Here is a 16,358-nt window from a genome sequence, read left to right as displayed (position 1 = left end):
TCTATCCATCAAGGACTCTCTGCCCGCAACGCACGTCTGATAGTGAGTCGGAGTGTAAAAGGCGGACCCGTCGCTACCGTACATCCGGCAGGGCAGCTGTCGCTCAGACCGTCAGCCGCCCGTCACCCGGCGGCTCGTACTCCACCACGACGGTCTGTGCGCAGCCGCACGGCGTGCGCTGCGCCGGTGCGTCCACGCCGTGCGAAGGTTTTAGGTACCGTTCACCGTTCAACGGCTACCGTGGGCGTATGTCTATGGTTCCGCCTGAGGTGGCAGCCTTCGTCGCCACGGCATCCCGGCTGTCCGAAAGGACGCTGGACGCGATCCGGCAGGCCGCCGCTGCAGCGGCGGCATCCGGCGCGTACGACCATTCGGCCGTGCCCAAGCTTTCCGCCGCAGAGTTCAGTGCACTGAACAAGCAGGTCCGTGACGCCTTCGCCCCGCGCGGCGAGGAGCTCAGCGCCGGGCGCCCGGGCGGGTTGCGGTCCGCCATCGCCCGTACGACCCAGACCGCACAAGCGATCTGGAAGCGCGACCGGCTGACCACCGACCAGTACGCCTCCCTCACCGAGGCGTTCACAGCCCACGCCATCCCGCTGCCGCCCAGCGGTTTTGGATCTGGCGTCAGCTCATTCTGACTGGCGGATCATGGGTCTGCCCTGGGCATCTACCGACTGGTCGGCCAGGCCGGGGGCTTCGCACCGCGGCGCCCGTCCTGGCAACTCCGTGGGGGCGGGAGGCCGGTGCGGCCCGGCTGGCCTGCACCCAATGCCAGTGGCTCGGCGCCGGCGGTCCCTGCGTGAACGGGGCCTCGACCGGAGCCAGGGTGCGCGCGGGCGCAGACTGCTTTTGCGAACGGCACGACTGCGGCAACGTCACCCCCAAGCCCGCTGGTGCCCGGACCATGGGACGGCGCCGGCCCGGCGACGGAGGACCACATCAAGGGCGGCGCCTACTGCACGCAGCGCAGGAGTGCGCCCGCCCGCGCGTGAACTGCGGACGCCACCCCTTGGAGCACGTGTGCTCCGGCGTCCGGGCGCGCTGTGCTTCCGTAGTGATCCGCCGGACGGAACCTGGGCGATGCCCCCTTCGCGCGCGCCCGCTGCCCCCCGGTCCGTACGGGCTGCTCCGCCGTCCGGACCCGCTCGCCGCGCCGTTCCGTGACCGTCGCCCTACGCTCGGTGCATGAGACGCAGCCCCATGCACATGTCCGACGAGGCTCTGGACACCCTGCGCTCCGCGCTGGTGGAGCTCCGAGCGGAGCTGAAGATCCCTCTGGCCTTCCCCAAGCGCGTACTCAAAGCGGCCGACAAGGCAGCGGCCCAACTACATCCGCACCACAAGGACGCCACCCACCTGCCGTTCTTCACGATCGACCCGCCGACCTCCAAGGACCTCGACCAGGCCATGCACCTGGAGCGGCGGCCCGGCGGAGGCTTCCGCGTGTACTACGCCATCGCCGACGTGGCGGCGTTCGTCAAGCCCGGCAGCCCCCTGGATGCCGAGGCGCGTGACCGGATCGAGACCCTCTACTTCCCCGACCTCAAGGTGTCCCTGCACCCGCCCGTGCTCTCCGAGGACGCGGCCAGTCTGCTGCCGGACAAGGACCGCCCGGCCCTCCTGTGGCAGCACGACCTCGACGCCGAGGGCAACGTGACCGCATCGTCCGTGAGCCGGGCCATGGTCCGCAGCCGGGCCAAACTCAGCTACCAGGGCGTCCAGCAGGCCATCGAGGACGGCACGGCCGAGGAGTCCGTCGCACTGCTGCGCGAGATCGGCGAGCTGCGGGAGGCCGTCGAGATCACGCGCGGGGGCATCTCGGTGAACCTGCCGGATCAAGAGGTCACCTTCGAAGACGGATCGTTCCGGCTGAGCTACGTGGCGACGCTGCCGGTGGAGGGCTGGAACGAGCAGATCTCCCTCATGACCGGAATGGCCGCGGCCCAGATCATGATCGACAGCGGTACGGGGATCCTGCGGACCCAGAAGGAGCAGGCCGACCAGCACGTGGTCAGGCGCCTGCACGAGATCGCCAAGTGCCTGGGCATCGACTGGGACCCCGGTGTCTCGTACGCCGCGCTGGTCCGCAAGCTCGATCCGAAGAAGCAGAAGCACATGGCCTTCCTCACCGAGGCCACCACCACGATGCTCAAGGCCGAGTACACCGTCTTCCGCGACCATCAGACGCCGCAGCACACGATGCACGCGGCGATCGCGGCCCCGTACGCCCACTGCACGGCTCCGCTGCGCCGCCTGGTCGACCGGTACACCGGTGAGCTGTGCGTGGCAGCGTGCGCGGACAAACCCCCGCCGAAGTGGGTGCTCGACGCCCTGCACTGCCTGCCGTGCGACATGGCACGGGGGAAGGGGGGTGCCGCGGACCGGCAGACCGTGGATCTGGCCGAGGCCGCGGTGCTGATGCACCGTGTGGGCGAGGTGTTCGACGCTGCGGTCATCGACACCGACGCGGAGCGGGATGATCCCCTCAAGGGCAAGGTGTACCTGGCCGACCCCGCGGTGCTGGCCAAGATCGACTCGACCAACGGGCAGAAGCTTCTGCTCGGAGCGAGCGTCAGGGCCAGGCTCAAGCGGGCGGACCCCTCATCGGACGACGACAAGGTCCTCTTCACCGTGCCCTAATGGTCGTTGCGGATCGCTTAGGGCGGGCCCGGTTCGGCCACGGCAGGATGCCTGCGGGCCTGATGGCGGCGGGCTCGGGGCGCCTGACGGCGCAGGTGGAGACCCAGCGGCCCTCCCCGCCGTCACCGTCCTGCCGGACGCCGGGGAGTGCCAACCAAGATCCTTGAGCCCCACAAAGTCCCACAGGGGCGCACCGCCTCGCCCCTGCAGCCGCCGCGCAACCGAGGCGCTCATTGAACCGGAATCAAGATCGGCCAGATGTCGCTACGGGCCGTTCCGATCCTCCCCGAGGGGCCAAGAACTCAGCTGTGGCGAGAGAGGGTACCTGTGGTTGCTGGGTTGGCGGTCGTCGTGTTCACGCCCACAGGTCTGCGGCCTCGTTGCCGGACGGGTCGGTCTCCAGGAGGCTCTCGTGGAGGCCTCCGAGGGATCGACCGGTCGGAGTGCCGTCTCCAGTGGTCTCCTGCAGGCGCCAGCCCGGCAGGGAGTCGTCGCTGACATCCGACGCGCAGCCTTCGTCAAGGACATTGAGTACGGACGCGATCGATTCGAATGCGACGGCGCGGGCAACTTTGGCAATGTCGGATCGGTCAGCCCCGGAGGTGAGCAGTCGGTGGGTAGCGGGAATCGCATCGATCGCGCCGGGTTCTTCCCACTGGTTGATGGCTTCGGACCAGAGTCTGCGCAGGATGAGGAACCGGGCCATCTGGGGGATGCCCTCCGCCAACTGTGAGAGTGCCCATCCGTGCGGCTCGTCGGCGCCAAGCTCGGCATATCGTTCCTGGAGGGCCAATGCAGCAAGGCGCCGGTTGTCATCGAGACCGGCCAGGTAGTCAGTCCACATCTGATCCCAGTTCGTCATGGGCAAAGCATGACGGACCGCTGCGCGTTGATCAGTTCCAGGAGGCTTCTCCATCGAGACGGCTGAGGAGTCCGTCGAAGATCTGCCCGCGGGCGGCCTGTCCCTGATCCGGACGTCCTGGGCGATCGAATCTTCCGCCACGCCGGCCCTGTAGCGCTCGGCGCCGGCCGGGTCGAAGGTGTTGTACGTCGTCAATGATCTGCCCTCGTAAGTCCACTCCACGCGGTACCGCTCCGCCACCCGAATCCCTTGCCCCTCGCCCCACCCGCCGGTGCGCTGTCGTACCCGGGCCGTACTCTCTCCTCGTTCACGCCAACCAGGAGGTACGCCCCGTGGATCCCACGACGGCCCGCTTCATATCGTCCGCCACGGCCCTGCCGGCCGACGCGCTCACGCTGCTGTACGAGGCTTTCCTGGACCGCTGGCCCCAGGGCGGCCGTGAGGGCAGCCGGGCGGCACGGGTGTCCGCTTCGGAGCAATCCGCGATCGGCCACGCCGTCAGATCGGCGCTGCTCCCTCGTGCTGCCGAGCTGGAACAGGTCCGCAAGAGCCTTCACTCTGACAGCAAGTCCGCCTGCGTCATCGCCGCACGGGCCGTGCACAAGCGCGGGAAACTGACCGAGGCTCAGTACCGCGCACTCCTCGACCCTTTCGCCGCCGCCGGCGCCGCCGTGCCGCCCCGGACAACCTCCAGCGCCGTAGCGGCACCCGTGCTCACCTCGACGAACTCTGCGAGATCGCGCCTCAAGGCGGACGACCCGACGACGCTCGCACCTCCCGAGTCGGCCTGTGGAGCGGAGGGTACGCCGTGAGCGGAGCGCCCGAAGCAGCGCGCAGCTACCGGCTGCTGCGTGGCGGGCGCGTCGCGCTGGAGATCCGTGGTGAACCGGGACCACTGGTGAGCACCTCCCATCCGCCGCCCCTTCCGGGAGTGCCCCCAGTGACGCACTCGTTCGCGACTGCCACTTTCCAACTGGCGGAATCCGAGGGGGATCTCGGTGCGCTTCTGCGCGGGTCGTCGGATCTCGACGCTTTCCTCGAGGCGGCTGGCCGCACGGGCTACGTCGTCGAATCGATCGAACCGGCACATGCCCAGTTGCGTCGGCTCCTGCCTGCACCGGCGGCCCGTTCGGCCGGGGTCACCGGCGGCAGCGCCCGGCTCGTCACGGTGGGGCGCAGCCTTTTCGCGATGTTCACTACCGATCCGGTGGTGAACGTCATTGAACTGCCGGATGGACTCGGTGTCTGCCTTGTCCACGCCGTGCGCGGCGGCGGCAAGATCTACGTGGCACCCGATGAGTCGGCGTTGTTCGTCGGCTCTGCGGTTGACTTCGATGCCGGGCTCGGGCGCTTCCGCGACGGTGTGCGTACCCCCATCGAGGAGTTGGACGCCTCGGATGGGAGTACGGGCGAGTGATCCGGCGGCAGCGCTCAGCGCTCGTGCCCGTCGCCGCAGCAGGGCAGTCACCCGGCATCCGGGGTGCTGGAGTCGGGGCAGGAAGCTGGAGCCGTCGGTTGCAGCGCATGGCAGGAGGGATGGGTCGGGCACGGTCCGCCCCCTAGGCCGTCTCTTTCGGATCTTGCCGGGCCCGCGACGCCCGGCACCGCACCTCGCCGCGTTGTCGGGCCCGCCCCGGTACGTCCAGTACAAGGACGACCCTCCGCCTTGCGATGCTTCCCCTCGGCCCTGCGGGCCTGGGGAAACCCCATGCCGCCGGACGCCGCGGGCTCGGCCGACAAGATCCGAAAGAGACGGCCTAGCCGAGGAAACCGCCAAAGGTCGGTTGACCGCCCGAGGCGTGACTCGACGGCCGGTCTCAGGGCTGGCCCCGGCAGCCAGAACAGCCGGCCGGGGCCAGCCCTGAGGACTGGTTATTTTCGCCAGAACAGGTGGTGCGTCACGCCGCTCGGGCTGGGCACGACGTCGAGGTGGAACCGGTCGAGCAGTTCATCGGGTGATTCCCAGAGACGTACTCCGGACCCGAGCTTCACCGGTGAGACCGCCACGTGCAAGGTGTCGATGAGGTCGGCGTCGAGGAACTCCCGGATGGTGGTGGCCCCGCCGCCGAGCCGGATGTCCTTGCCCTGCGCCGCTTCCCGTGCCAGTTCGAGGACCGCGGCCGGGTCGCCGTCGACGAAGTGGAACGTGGTGTCGGAGAGCGTGAACGAAGGACGCTTGTGGTGGGTCATGACGAACACGGGGGTGTGGAACGGGGGCTCGTCGCCCCACCAGCCGCGCCAGTCATGGTCTTTCCAGGGCCCGCGCTGGGGCCCGAATTTGTTGCGGCCCATGATCTCGGCGCCGATGTTGTGCGCGAAGTCCCGCGTGAGGTAGTCGTCGAGGCCCCGGCTCCCGCCGGGGTCGGTGCGCATGGGCCAGCTCGCGGTGGCGCCGGCCCAGGAGAACAGCCTCTCGGGATCGACATGACCGAATGGCCTCTCGAGGGTCTGGTCCGCACCGGCACCGATCCCGTCACTCGAGACGTTGAAGTTCTGGACTCTCAGCAGCTGAGCCACGTGCTCCTCCTGTGTTGTCGACAACGATGGTGAGACTTGCCGGGCCGGGAAAACTCATCGCTGCGTTCGTGACCGGTCGGAAACCGGGCTACACAGAGTGCCGACCTACGAGGTTTTGCGTGGTTTGGGCAGGATCCTGCCGAGGGGGCGTCCGCCTCTGCGGAGCCCTTCACTCTCTGCTCGGTCATCGAGGAGGCTTCAAGGGGCTTTCTCGGGTTCTGGCTCAAGTTCTTTGACTGGTGACGCTGTGTCATGGATCGAAGTCATGAGCGGGATCGTGGGTGGCGGCGGGGCAAGTGCTACGCGCAGGCGATTGAGCGCCGCACGCCATCGCCTCCCGTCGCCTGGGCCGACCCAGTTCGCGGCGAGCCCGGACTCGTCGCTGACAATGCCCGCGAGGGCCTCGTCGGCGAGCGTCCGAAGATTGGTGGGGAAGGCTGGCATTGGTACTTCAGGGCCGCAGGCGTGTCGACAGAGTCGCCGCCCGGGCTTTGCGCCGCGATCAAATGGCGTCAGAAACGGGACCGATGATGCCAGGTGTGGTGTCCGGGCCGGGCTGGCGGTCGTCGGCGCGGGCGTTGGAGCGTGCGCCGCGGGCCGCACGCGGGGGCCCCGCCGCGGTCGTGCTGACGTTCCTGGTCGCCCTCGTGGAGGCGGTGGAAACAGCCGCCGCCCGGCACCGCCGGCCTGACCGGCACCCGCTCGCCGGGGACGGGACCGAAGACGCGTACCGGCCGGGTGACGCGCACCGCGCACCGCGGGCCGTGGCCTGCCAACAGCCGGACCCGTGTGCGATGTACCGGCCCGCCCGCGCCCCGGAGAGAGTCCGCCGGACCGGACCGGACCGGACCGGCGTGCCGGCTCGCACCCGCTGATCCCGTACCCCGCCCGACCGGGGGATTCCTTGCTGATGACGTCCGGATATCCGCCCGGGGGAGGACGCGGACCGCATCGACAGGGCTGTACGGACGGCTTCGGATACATCGTCAACCGAACCGCCGTATGGCCGTCTCCCTCTGGTTCCCGGCGGGGGAGACGGCCATACGGCCGGTAGTCCGGTGTCCGCCCGGGCCGTGGTAGCCGCCGGGCTTCCGGCTCGTGACGAGACCTTCATCCCCACGGAGGCACCGGTCGCCGCCTCCCGTGTCGTCAGTGGCAAAAGGGGAGGCGGGATACGCCGGTCCGGCTCCTCGACGGGCTCCACCTGGTCCTTGCCGACGACGCGGAGGACTGCCTGTCCGAGTGTTCAGTGCTCATCGCGGAGCCCTGGGGCGATGGGCAGCACCCGGTCCGGGCGGGTGGTCATCGGGCCCCGAACTGGGGTCGGGGTGTTACGGCCAGCCCTGCTTCACCTTGGCGGGGGCGGTGTTCCAGGTCTTGGGTATGAAGGTGACGACGTAGGTTCCGCGGTCGAAGTCCGAGTAGCCGCTCGACCAGCTGCGGAACTTGCTCTCGTATACCTGCATGGGCCCCATGGCGCCGCCGGGCGAGTGGTAGTGGTTGGCGTGGGTCCATATGGTGTTGTCGGGGTTTGCTTCTTTCTGGTCCCCGAACCAGCCGTAGTCGAAGTTGACGTAGCTCTCGCCGGGCTTGGCGGGGCTGCGCGAGGTGTTCCTGTCCTTCGACATGTCGACCAGGCCTGTGTTCTGGTTGGGGCGGAAGGCGTCCGGGTCGCCGTACTTCCTCTTGTCGGAGGGGTTCCTGGGGTCCTGTCCGCTCCAGAAGTGCTTCGAGTAGATGACCGCCTTCATCTTGGACGGGTCGTAGTTGCCCCCGGTCCTGTCCTTGAAGGCCGGTGTGTTCCTCAGGGCTGAGTAAAAGTTCGAACGGCTGTCTTCCTTGGACAGGGCGTCGTTGTTCTTCGTGAGCTCTGCCTTGAGGTTGCTGAGATAGGCCCCCTCGTCGTGGGCGTTCTCCAGGGCCTTGTTCATGACGGATGCCACATCACGAGCCCGGTTGAACCCCTTTGTCTCGTCGAAGCTCTGCTTGGCGACGCGCCCCTCGAACTCGGCCCGCGTCTCGCCCGGCCGTGGACCGGTGGTCTCCAGAGCGTTCTTGTACTTGTCCTCGTCAAAGGACGCGAAGGCCAGCTTGTTCGTGGGGTAGGGGCCTGAATTGACCCAGGTGACGCCGACGCACCCGTAGGACAGCTGCTCTCGCTGCTCCTCGGTCATCTGCTGAGGTTTGCCGTCGCGGTGGCTGTAGGCCTGCTGCCACTTGCGTATGTAGTTGCTGATGCCGGTAGTGGCCCTGTCTCCGTGGGCCCGGTACGCGTCAGGCATGCTGTCGAGCGGCTCGGCGGGAGGGGTCACCCTGTCGCCGGCCGATGCGGAGGGCCTGAGGGACTCGGTGGCACTCGGCAGTAACCCTCCCGATGGGTTGCCGGGCTGACCCAGATTCAGAGCCTTCTCGTTCAGTGCGTTGATGTGCCCGATGTCAGCCACTGTCAGGCCGTGCTTTTCGGCGTAGGACCCCTTCTCGCCGTCGGCACTGTCGGCTGCCTGGCTGACCGATGGCGTGAGGCCGGCGGTGCACATCACTACGCCCACCGTGGTGAGGGCGAGAAACCCAGAGCGTTTGTACATGAAGATCAAGAGCTCCTTACATAGTGGCATTTCGTGAATGCAGGGCATGCGAGAGAGCGGCGCGGCGGAGAAGAACGCGGCGAGCTGCTGATCAGGTCATGGCCGCGCATTCCTGCGTCGTTGCGCCGAAGAGCGGAAGAACACCGGCACAAGGAGAGGCAGTGGACGCGCGAGACAGTGATGGCCCCCCAGGCCGACGGCAGTTGACGGGCCGATGGCCATGTCTTGCCCACTGTGATGACGGCACGCGCCGGACCACATGGTCTGGGTGGCCGCAGTAGTGGAGCTGCGCGTACGGGGCGGCATACGTGAAGCCGTGCTGCCAGGCGGGACCCACTCGGCGTGAACGGCCTTGCCTACGCAGATGTTGTAGTGAGGGAGGAGCTGAGAACCGCCTGCGCGGTGGCCGAGACGAAAGGCCACCGGAGTTCCCCTGGGTGGCTTTGCAGGTGAGTTTCAGAAACGTCCGTTGCTCAGGAACCAGAACCCTGCACTGTGGCCCCGGGGTTGCAGGTACCGGAAGGCGGCCCGTAGACCGTCCAGCCCCATCCCGCGGAAGGGGGTTTGCTGTCACATATCGGCTCCCGGGTGGGTAGTCGGGTTGTTACGAGAAGTGATCATGGCCCGGTGGCAACTCCCCGACAACACCGCGGCTGCAAAATCGGCCACGCTGTCCAATAGGGCGGTATTCGGTCATCAAGGCGGGCGAGTCCGGCATCGGGACATGTAGCGGCAGGGTTCTCCTGCCCGCGGCGTACGGCCCGCGGCGAGACCGGTAACGGTGACCTCGCGAGCCCTGAGGAGTGGTGCACGACGGCGCTGTCGGCCGGGCCGAAGCGTTTCGTGCGGCGGCGGCGATCCGTATGCGGAGGCTCCGGTCCACACGCTCCGGGTCTCAACCGGACGAACGCCCGCCGGAAGGACCGCAAGATCTTCGCCACTTTCGGCTGCGGGCCTTTGGTCGCTGCACTGCCCGCCCCAGGGCTGTGATTCGCCCTCGTCTTCTGCAAAACGGCTGGTTGCGATCTCTTGGTTTTTGGGCTGGTGGCGTGAGAGACGGTGGGCCTTGGGGCGTTATTGCCGGTAGCAGGATGTTTTCAGCGGGTGGGGTCACTGACTTGGGGCGAGAGATTTGCATGGGATCGCTGTTCCCGGGCTTTGTCACATGTGGGGTGACGCTGTCTCAGTCGCGTGCGTTCTGATCACGGGCCAGCGGCGGTTGGCGTGATCGGCGGGTGGATCAGGAAGTACCAGGACCCGGGCTCGGCAGGGATGGCTACTGGTTCGGACGCTGCTTTGCCGACGGTCGGTGCGGGCGTTGCGGGGGCCGGCAGTACGCCGGGCTGCCCCGGGCGAGCCTTGTCCGACCGGTCCCGCCGGACCGGCTGGTCCGGCTGGTCCGGCAGGTGCGCAGGGTCCGGCCGGACCCGTGGTGCCCGGGCCCCGGCGGCCGCCCCCGTGCGTCACGCGGCCTCGGTCCGGGCGAGCAGGTTCGGCGAGGGCACCAGCACCAGCACCCGGCTCGCGCGGAGCTCGTCCGAACTGCGGGCCGCGGCCCGGGTCTTCCCTGACCCCCTCGCCGTGATCACGTGGGCCCGCATCCCAAGCTCGGGGATGGTGCGGCGGACAGTTCCAGAGCGCGTACCACTGCGTCGACCGCTTCACGTTGGTGGGGGCGACTTCCGTCGCGGCCGTTACCCGTCGCGGTCGGGCGACGTGTGCGGATCTTCGGGGCAGACTTCTGCGAGCTGGCCGGAGGTGGCTTGGGGCTTGTGGTGTGGGTGTTCGCGCTGGGCTTTCACCGAAGGCAGTACCGCTGGGCTCGATCTGGTCGACCCTGCGCCCGCAGGGATGGTCCCACGGACGGGCGGTGCGACCACCAGCACGGCGGGGCGACCCCGCGCCCGCGGGAATGGTCCCGCCTCGGCCCATGGCGAGGCGGTGCCGAGGGCATTGACCCCGCGTGGGGATGGCCCCGGTCGGGCTCCGTCCCGCCTCCGGCCCTGGCATGACGAGGCCCCGGCGCTTCTGTTCCGGGGGCCTCTCCGGGGACGGTGCGGATCAGGGCGTCGCCCGGCGCAAGGACAGGGCGAAGGCGCAGCTGGTGACGGCGAGGACGACGATCGGCGGCATGGGCAGGAGCAGGACGGATATCGCCAGGCCCACCAGCGAGGCGACGAGGGGGATCCATCCGAAGGCGGTGCGCCGTTCGACCAGTGCCGGGGCGTGCCGGACGGCGGTAAGGGCGAGGAGCCCGCACGTGATGACGAACAGGGCCATGACGAGGCTCATGCCCTGGACGATGTCGAGGGTGCTGCGTTCCAGACCGAGCAGGGTCATGCTCGACTCCCGCATGGCTGCCGAGGAGGCTTGCTGCTGGGGGGTGGGGTCGCTCAGCGCCGTCGCGGCCGCAAGGGCGAGGTGGCCCGTGCCCAGCAGGAGGAAGCCACCGGCCCCGACCCTGAAGGGTCGCAGCGGCTTGGGCTGGGGCTTGCGCTCGAGGACGGGTGTGACGGTCACGCTCACCGTGGCTCCATAAGTCGAATGAGGTCGCCCTCTACATCGGTAGAGGATGCTGCCCGCACTCTACACATGTAGAGGCGTATGGGTGGCGTCGGCTGCAGCTCGCGAACCGGATTCGAACCGCGCACTGCTGATCCCGGCGGTCGTTGTCCGGGACGCGCTGGATGTGTCCGGGATTGCCCTCCTCGGGGTGGTCCGCCTGGGTGCCCAGCGCCTCCGGGCCCGGCTCCACCCGCCGGGCCCGGCCCGCTGCCCGTGGGCTCGGACCGGGAGCGGTCGTTGCGCGTGCTGAAGGTGATCGACGAGGCAGCCGGTGACGGCTTGTCGGGGGAGCGGTCGGAGTTCGAGCGGGTCGTACTCCACGGCGTTGCCGGAGTCCGGGGCGGGTGCCCGCCGCCGTGCCACGGTTACCCGCGTCTGTGAAGGCGGGGCGCCACGGGCGCGGGCAAGGGCAAGGGCGCGGGCGCGGGCGCGGAGATGAGGGTGGGGGATCCATGAGTCGACTCACGGAGCACCGCGGGGTACCGGTCGGGAATGCGGACAGGGCCGGCCCGGTGGATGCGGGTCGGTCCTGTCGCGTGCGGCACTCGCGCTGCAACGCGGGTGCCGCTGTGTCCCTGTCTGCGAAGTCACCGGCATTCGAGGGGTTCCGCCGGTTGCCCGGTCGGTTCTGCACCCCACGGTGCCCTGCCGCCGCACCGCACGAAGGGGCCGGGCCTACTCGGGGCCCCGGCCCCGGCACCCACGGCCCCTTCGGTCGCTGGCCTGCCCGGGTGACGTACTGACCGGGCGGCCGCGGAGCAGGATGACATGTCACGGGTTCACCGCGACGTCGTCCAGCGCCCGCGGCCTGGGGCCATGTCAGCAGGCCGGCGGCACGTCAGAGGTCGCGGATGTCCGCGGAGGTGCCGCCGACACCGCTGCCCAGCTGCGAGCAGAGCGCGCTGGAGTTCCCGCGCTCACCCGGCTCCAGCCTGACCCACGGACCCGTCTGGTCCCAGGCCAGGCCGCAGATCACGACCGCACGGAACTCGATCGCGTGGCTGTTGTAGTTCTTGCAGATCGCCGTCGAGCGGTACCCCTCCTCGGTGACCGTGTACGTGCACACCTCGCGGCCGCCCGGCGGGCGCAGGGTGGCGGCGTCGGCCGGTGCGGCCTGTACGGCGGTGGCGAGCGAGAGCACGGCCCCCACGGCGAGGGCCCTCAACTGGGTGCGCATGGATGTCCCCTTCTTCTTCGCGGTCGTACGGAAGCAGCTGTGGTGCGAGGTGGTGCAGTGTGACGACGCGGCACAGTGCTGTGTGACATGGCGCATTGCGCTGTGCTGCGTCGCGATGCGCTGTGTGCGGCTCACAGGTCGCGGAAGTCGGCCACGATGCTGCCGACGCCGGTTCCGCCGCAGGTGGCGCTGGCTCCGTCGCTCTCGCCGGGCGCGATGGTCATGTAGCCGCTCCAGAGGTCCGGCGACCATCCGCAGACGAAGGTGAGGCCGAACTCGACGGTACGGCTGCCGTTGTTCCTGCAGACGCCCGTACCGATCTTGCCGTCGGGGCTCACCGAGTACGAGCACGACTCGGCGGGACCGGGCGGCCGCATCGCGGCCGCGCCGGCCGGCGCGGCCTGCAGAACGGCACCTGTCATCAGCAGGGCTCCCACGGTGAGGGCCCGAAGACTGGTACGCATGTTTCTCCTTGGAGTGCGAAGGCGGAGTCCTGAGTGGACGTGACGGCCCGTCACCCGATCGGGGGACCGGCAGCCGCGGTCCCGAGCGGCGGTCCGGATGTCGGCGACCGCACCGGGGAGCCGGGGCGTTTCCGAGTGTGTGGCGATGCGCGAGGCCCCCACAAGCTTGTCCCGGTTGCTTCGCCGATGTCGGGATCCCTACGCTTCCGACCTGCTGGGACATGCCCGTCCCGGGATGAGGGACAGCCGGCTGAAGCAGCAGAGCCACGGCCCGTACGGAAAGACTTGTGCATGGTGGACACGGCCGTAGGCGAAGTGCCCGAGGGCGATGCCGCCCGCCGACTGGGCGCCGCGCTGCGTGCCCTCCAACAGCGCTCCGGATGCACACTGCGCGACCTGGAGAGCCGGATGCCCATCAGCGACTCGTCTCTGTCGCGCTACTTCTGCGGGCAGACCGTTCCGCCCTGGACCGTGGTCCGGGACCTGTGCCGGGCACTGGGCGCCGATTCTGCGGAGTACCGCGCGCTGTGGGAGGCCGCCGAGCGCAACGAGCCCCGGCCGCCTGCGGTCGGCGCGCATCAGCCGGAGGAAGTGGCGGAGGTCGCCGAGGTTGCTGCACCCACCCCGGCATCCGCGGGCGCGGCCGACAGCGCGGATTCCCGGGCCGCCGCGCCGCGGCGCAGGGTGTGGCCGCTGCCGGCCGGCCGCCGCGCGTGCACCCTCGCCGGCGCCCTGGCCGGGGCGGCACTGGGCGCGGTGCTCACCTGGTTGCTCCTGCCGTCAGCGCCCGGAGCACCGGCGGACGCCGACCCCACCACCCGGGCCGGGTCCGCAGCCGAAAAAGCAGCCGGAACGCCACCCGAAGCAGGGGAGCCCGCGACGGGCGGGCCGGGGCCCGCCGACACCGTGCGTATCTTCGTCAGCCGCCGGACCGGCGCCTGCCTGGACCACAGCCTCGACAAACGGCTGCGCACCTACCCCTGCAACGGCATGAGCTACCAGCGGTGGACCCTGCACCGGCAGCCGGACGGCGCCCTCCGGCTGCGCAACCACGCCACCGGCGCCTGCCTCGCCCAGGGCCCGGACGGCCTGGACACGGCGGCCTGTACCGCCGCCCCGTCCCAGACGTGGACGGTAACTCCCTGGCCCGACGAGTCGGTCGAGGTCCGCAGCAAGGCCACGGGCGCATGCCTCGACGACAGCGCCGAGGCCGGCCTGCGGGCCCTGCCATGCACCCGTACGGACCACCAGAGGTGGGGCTGACACCGCCGGGGCGGGCCGGCGGTGTCAGGCGACATCCACGCTGTCCAGTTCGGCGTACCACTCGCCCTTGCCGAGCCGGACGGTGTTCCAGCCCTCCCGCAGGGTGAGCGGCGCCCGCGCGGTACGCCATGTGTCCCACCCGGTGTGCGGGTAGTGCACGGCGCCAGCGGCGCTGCCGTTGACCGAGAGCAGGTGCGAGGAGGCCGCCGGGGCGCCGGTGTGGTCCAGGGAGCCGTTGCCGAAGTGGACGGAGAGGGTGTGGTGCCCGGCGGAAGCGGCGAAGACGTCGAACTCGACGAAGCTGTCGGGGTGGTCGATGTACCCGACAGCACGGTCGCCCTGGGCGCTCGGCGCCGCCCGTACGATCGCGCGGTGCACGCGCGCGTTCTCTGCCTGGTGGCGCGCCTTGCTGCCGCGCACCACGGGCCGGCCGTGCGCGAACCCCAGGTCGGCGGCGTACAGCACCCGGCCGGGGCCGCTCCAGCCGTGGAAGACGATGCGGTCCCGGCCGTCGGGGCCGGTGACGACGTCCTGGCCGCCGGGCCCGACGACGGCGCGCGAGAAGCTGTCGGTCGTCATCAGCGGATCGGCGGCTTTGGTGTAAGGGCCGGTGAGCCGGTCCGCGACCGCGTAGCCGGTCTTGTACCGCTCCCCGTCGTACGCGTCCGCCGAGTAGAACAGAACGTAGCGGCCGCCTCGCCGGACCAGGGTGGGGGCCTCCACGAGATCACCCTCCCAGTCGCGGTCCCGGGTGATCAGCCGTACCGCCTCGCCGGTGAGGCGGGTGCCGTCCCAGGACGTCTCCTGGAGATGGAGCCAGGTATCGCGGGAGCAGCAGTTGCCGTCGTTCTTCCACAGGACGTAGCGCCGGCCGCCCTCCGTGAAGCCGGCCGCGTCGATCGCGCCGCCCTCGTCGGCCGGGCAGATGAGCGGCCGCTCACCCACCGGTGTGAACGGGCCGTCGGGGGAGCGCGACAGCGCGACGCCGATACACTGCGTCCCGCTCGCGGCGTCGCGGGCGGTGTAGTGCATCGTGAAGCCGCTGCCGTTGTCGAACACGTCCGGGGCCCACACCTTGCCGCGGGGCTCCGTCGCGGCCCAGCCGCCGAGCACGGGCAGGGCGTCGGCCGCGGCCGGTGACCACGTGGTCAGGTCGCGCGATGTGGCGTGCTGGATATTCCGGCCGTTCCCGTTGGTGGCGTACGCGTGGTAGGTGCCCGCCACCTGGATGACGTCGGGGTCGGGGAAGTCCCGGTCGAGCACCGGCCCTCCGGCCGCTTCCCGCGCGGGCAGCGCGGCCAGGCAGGCCGCCACGGCGACGCAGACGGCGAGTACGGAGCGGACGGCGAGCTGCGTGCGGCGCCTGGTCCGGGGCGCGTGCGTATGGCGGTCCATGGCGTCGCCTCCTGGGGGCGGGCGGGACGTCCGGCGGGATGTCCGGTACGGGTTTCCCACCGGCGAACGATCCGCGCCCCCGCAGGTTCCGCTCCCGACATGAACCCGCCGACATGGCCCGCGTCCTCGGCGTCCACGCCCAGCGGGTCGTCACCCCGCGCGGTTCCACCGCCGTGTCCGGGCTGGAGCGGATGACCGCCCTGCGCCCGCCCACAACGGCCGTACAGGACACTGCGACCGGGGCTTGGGTGTCGGGCTGCAACCCGGGCAGTCTCGGGTCGGAGCCGGTGGACCCGGCGCCGCTGAGGCGATCTCCGAGCACCCCGTTGTCGTCCGGTCGGGCTGGACCGGGTCTTCCTGAACGGGGAGGCCGACGAGTGGGTCCGCGGCGACCCCGCTCTCCTCTCCGGCGAGGAGGGCAGCCGCGCACCACCAGTACCTGCACCTACGCACTCACCGGGCACCGATACGGTCGGCCGCTGGGGAGTGCGCTGGCTGCGGTGACCAGGTGACTTGGTGCCGGGTTGATCGTTTCCGGGGTGAGAGCGGCGTCCGCTGCTTCTCCGGCTTCCAGGGCCGTCGTGCCGCGCACGGCCGGCGGCCCTTGCCGAGGTGCGCGGGCGAATGCGGCGCGGACACGCCACCACAGGCAGCGTGAGAGACAGCCGCGACATCGATCGACAGGTGCCCGCACCATCGGCGCAATGTGGTCCGTCCCGACACTGCGCCGCGGCCCTTGGCCCTTGGCCCTTGGCCCTTGGCCCTGGGTCCAGGGGCGAGGGTGACTCGATGCCGGTCCCCGTCCGGGCCGGTCGCGGAGGTCAGTCCTGGCACTGCCGTGCCGAGCCCTTGGACGCGTCTTCGCGCCTGCGCTCAGCACGCCGATGACA

Annotated in this window: 13 protein-coding genes and 1 pseudogene; 6 read left to right on the top strand and 8 right to left on the bottom strand. The window is 70.0% G+C overall.

Going from position 1 to position 16,358, the window contains the following annotated elements; translation table 11 throughout:
- The first annotated feature begins 248 nt into the window (after positions 1-248).
- Positions 249-638, top strand: coding sequence for a hypothetical protein (locus OG373_RS01155; RefSeq protein ID WP_405435231.1), 390 nt, complete (start codon positions 249-251; stop codon positions 636-638).
- Between the two features lie 547 nt (positions 639-1,185).
- Entirely contained in the window at positions 1,186-2,640 is a 1,455-nt protein-coding gene (locus OG373_RS01150) for a ribonuclease catalytic domain-containing protein (protein ID WP_405435230.1), read from the top strand.
- Between the two features lie 355 nt (positions 2,641-2,995).
- Here OG373_RS01150 and OG373_RS01145 read toward each other — a convergent pair whose 3' ends face one another.
- On the bottom strand, positions 2,996-3,502 hold the full coding sequence (locus OG373_RS01145; RefSeq protein ID WP_405435229.1) for a hypothetical protein: 507 nt from the start codon (positions 3,500-3,502) through the stop codon (positions 2,996-2,998).
- A 332-nt stretch (positions 3,503-3,834) separates the two neighbouring features.
- Here OG373_RS01145 and OG373_RS01140 point away from each other — a divergent pair, with 332 nt between their 5' ends.
- Positions 3,835-4,314: a hypothetical protein gene (locus OG373_RS01140; RefSeq protein ID WP_405435228.1), complete on the top strand. Its 480-nt coding sequence runs from the start codon at positions 3,835-3,837 to the stop codon at positions 4,312-4,314.
- On the top strand, positions 4,311-4,919 hold the full coding sequence (locus OG373_RS01135; protein WP_405435227.1) for a hypothetical protein: 609 nt from the start codon (positions 4,311-4,313) through the stop codon (positions 4,917-4,919). Before OG373_RS01140 ends, OG373_RS01135 begins: the two co-directional genes overlap by 4 nt.
- A gap of 455 nt (positions 4,920-5,374) precedes the next feature.
- On the opposite strand, the gene OG373_RS01130 is transcribed toward OG373_RS01135, so the two are convergent.
- The 6 genes from OG373_RS01130 to OG373_RS01105 all read right to left on the bottom strand — a co-directional run bounded on the left by OG373_RS01130 (position 5,375) and on the right by OG373_RS01105 (position 12,810).
- Positions 5,375-6,019 carry a dihydrofolate reductase family protein gene (locus OG373_RS01130; protein WP_405435226.1) on the bottom strand — a complete coding sequence of 215 codons (645 nt, stop codon included), beginning with the start codon at positions 6,017-6,019 and terminating at the stop codon, positions 5,375-5,377.
- A 1,331-nt stretch (positions 6,020-7,350) separates the two neighbouring features.
- Positions 7,351-8,604 (bottom strand): protein-glutamine gamma-glutamyltransferase, encoded by a 1,254-nt coding sequence (locus tag OG373_RS01125; protein WP_405443893.1) that lies wholly within the window; start codon positions 8,602-8,604, stop codon positions 7,351-7,353.
- A 1,463-nt stretch (positions 8,605-10,067) separates the two neighbouring features.
- Complete coding sequence (locus OG373_RS01120) at positions 10,068-10,193, bottom strand: hypothetical protein (RefSeq protein ID WP_405435225.1); 126 nt, start codon at positions 10,191-10,193, stop codon at positions 10,068-10,070.
- Between the two features lie 472 nt (positions 10,194-10,665).
- Complete coding sequence (locus OG373_RS01115) at positions 10,666-11,124, bottom strand: LIC_13387 family protein (RefSeq protein WP_405435224.1); 459 nt, start codon at positions 11,122-11,124, stop codon at positions 10,666-10,668.
- An 883-nt stretch (positions 11,125-12,007) separates the two neighbouring features.
- The gene (locus OG373_RS01110; RefSeq protein WP_405435223.1) at positions 12,008-12,346 is read right to left on the bottom strand and encodes a hypothetical protein; all 339 of its coding nucleotides are present in this window, start codon (positions 12,344-12,346) and stop codon (positions 12,008-12,010) included.
- Between the two features lie 131 nt (positions 12,347-12,477).
- Entirely contained in the window at positions 12,478-12,810 is a 333-nt protein-coding gene (locus tag OG373_RS01105) for a hypothetical protein (RefSeq protein WP_405435222.1), read from the bottom strand.
- Positions 12,811-13,101: 291 nt separating this feature from the next.
- Between OG373_RS01105 and OG373_RS01100 the strand changes: the two genes are divergently transcribed.
- Positions 13,102-14,073, top strand: a complete 972-nt coding sequence (locus tag OG373_RS01100) for a helix-turn-helix domain-containing protein (RefSeq protein ID WP_405435221.1) — start codon at positions 13,102-13,104, stop codon at positions 14,071-14,073.
- A 24-nt stretch (positions 14,074-14,097) separates the two neighbouring features.
- On the opposite strand, the gene OG373_RS01095 is transcribed toward OG373_RS01100, so the two are convergent.
- A complete protein-coding gene (locus tag OG373_RS01095) occupies positions 14,098-15,468 on the bottom strand; it encodes a family 43 glycosylhydrolase (protein WP_405435220.1) in 1,371 nt (456 codons plus the stop codon).
- 101 nt (positions 15,469-15,569) lie between these two features.
- Here OG373_RS01095 and OG373_RS01090 point away from each other — a divergent pair.
- Positions 15,570-15,885, top strand: a pseudogene (locus tag OG373_RS01090) (transcriptional regulator); the annotation flags it as partial.
- Between the last annotated feature and the right edge of the window lie 473 nt (positions 15,886-16,358).

It is taken from the genome of Streptomyces avidinii (assembly GCF_045161815.1).
In the GTDB taxonomy this organism is placed as follows: Bacteria; Actinomycetota; Actinomycetes; order Streptomycetales; family Streptomycetaceae; genus Streptomyces; species Streptomyces avidinii.
Note: the sequence above shows the minus strand (reverse complement) of the source record. Positions and strands in the feature narration are given on the sequence as shown.

Coding starts and splice junctions, on each gene's coding strand:
- OG373_RS01095 (WP_405435220.1), bottom strand. CDS start 15,468: ATGGACCGCCATACGCACGCGCCCCGGACCAGGCGCCGCACGCAGCTC.
- OG373_RS01105 (WP_405435222.1), bottom strand. CDS start 12,810: ATGCGTACCAGTCTTCGGGCCCTCACCGTGGGAGCCCTGCTGATGACA.
- OG373_RS01110 (WP_405435223.1), bottom strand. CDS start 12,346: ATGCGCACCCAGTTGAGGGCCCTCGCCGTGGGGGCCGTGCTCTCGCTC.
- OG373_RS01155 (WP_405435231.1), top strand. CDS start 249: ATGTCTATGGTTCCGCCTGAGGTGGCAGCCTTCGTCGCCACGGCATCC.
- OG373_RS01145 (WP_405435229.1), bottom strand. CDS start 3,502: ATGACGAACTGGGATCAGATGTGGACTGACTACCTGGCCGGTCTCGAT.
- OG373_RS01125 (WP_405443893.1), bottom strand. CDS start 8,604: ATGTACAAACGCTCTGGGTTTCTCGCCCTCACCACGGTGGGCGTAGTG.
- OG373_RS01100 (WP_405435221.1), top strand. CDS start 13,102: ATGGTGGACACGGCCGTAGGCGAAGTGCCCGAGGGCGATGCCGCCCGC.
- OG373_RS01150 (WP_405435230.1), top strand. CDS start 1,186: ATGAGACGCAGCCCCATGCACATGTCCGACGAGGCTCTGGACACCCTG.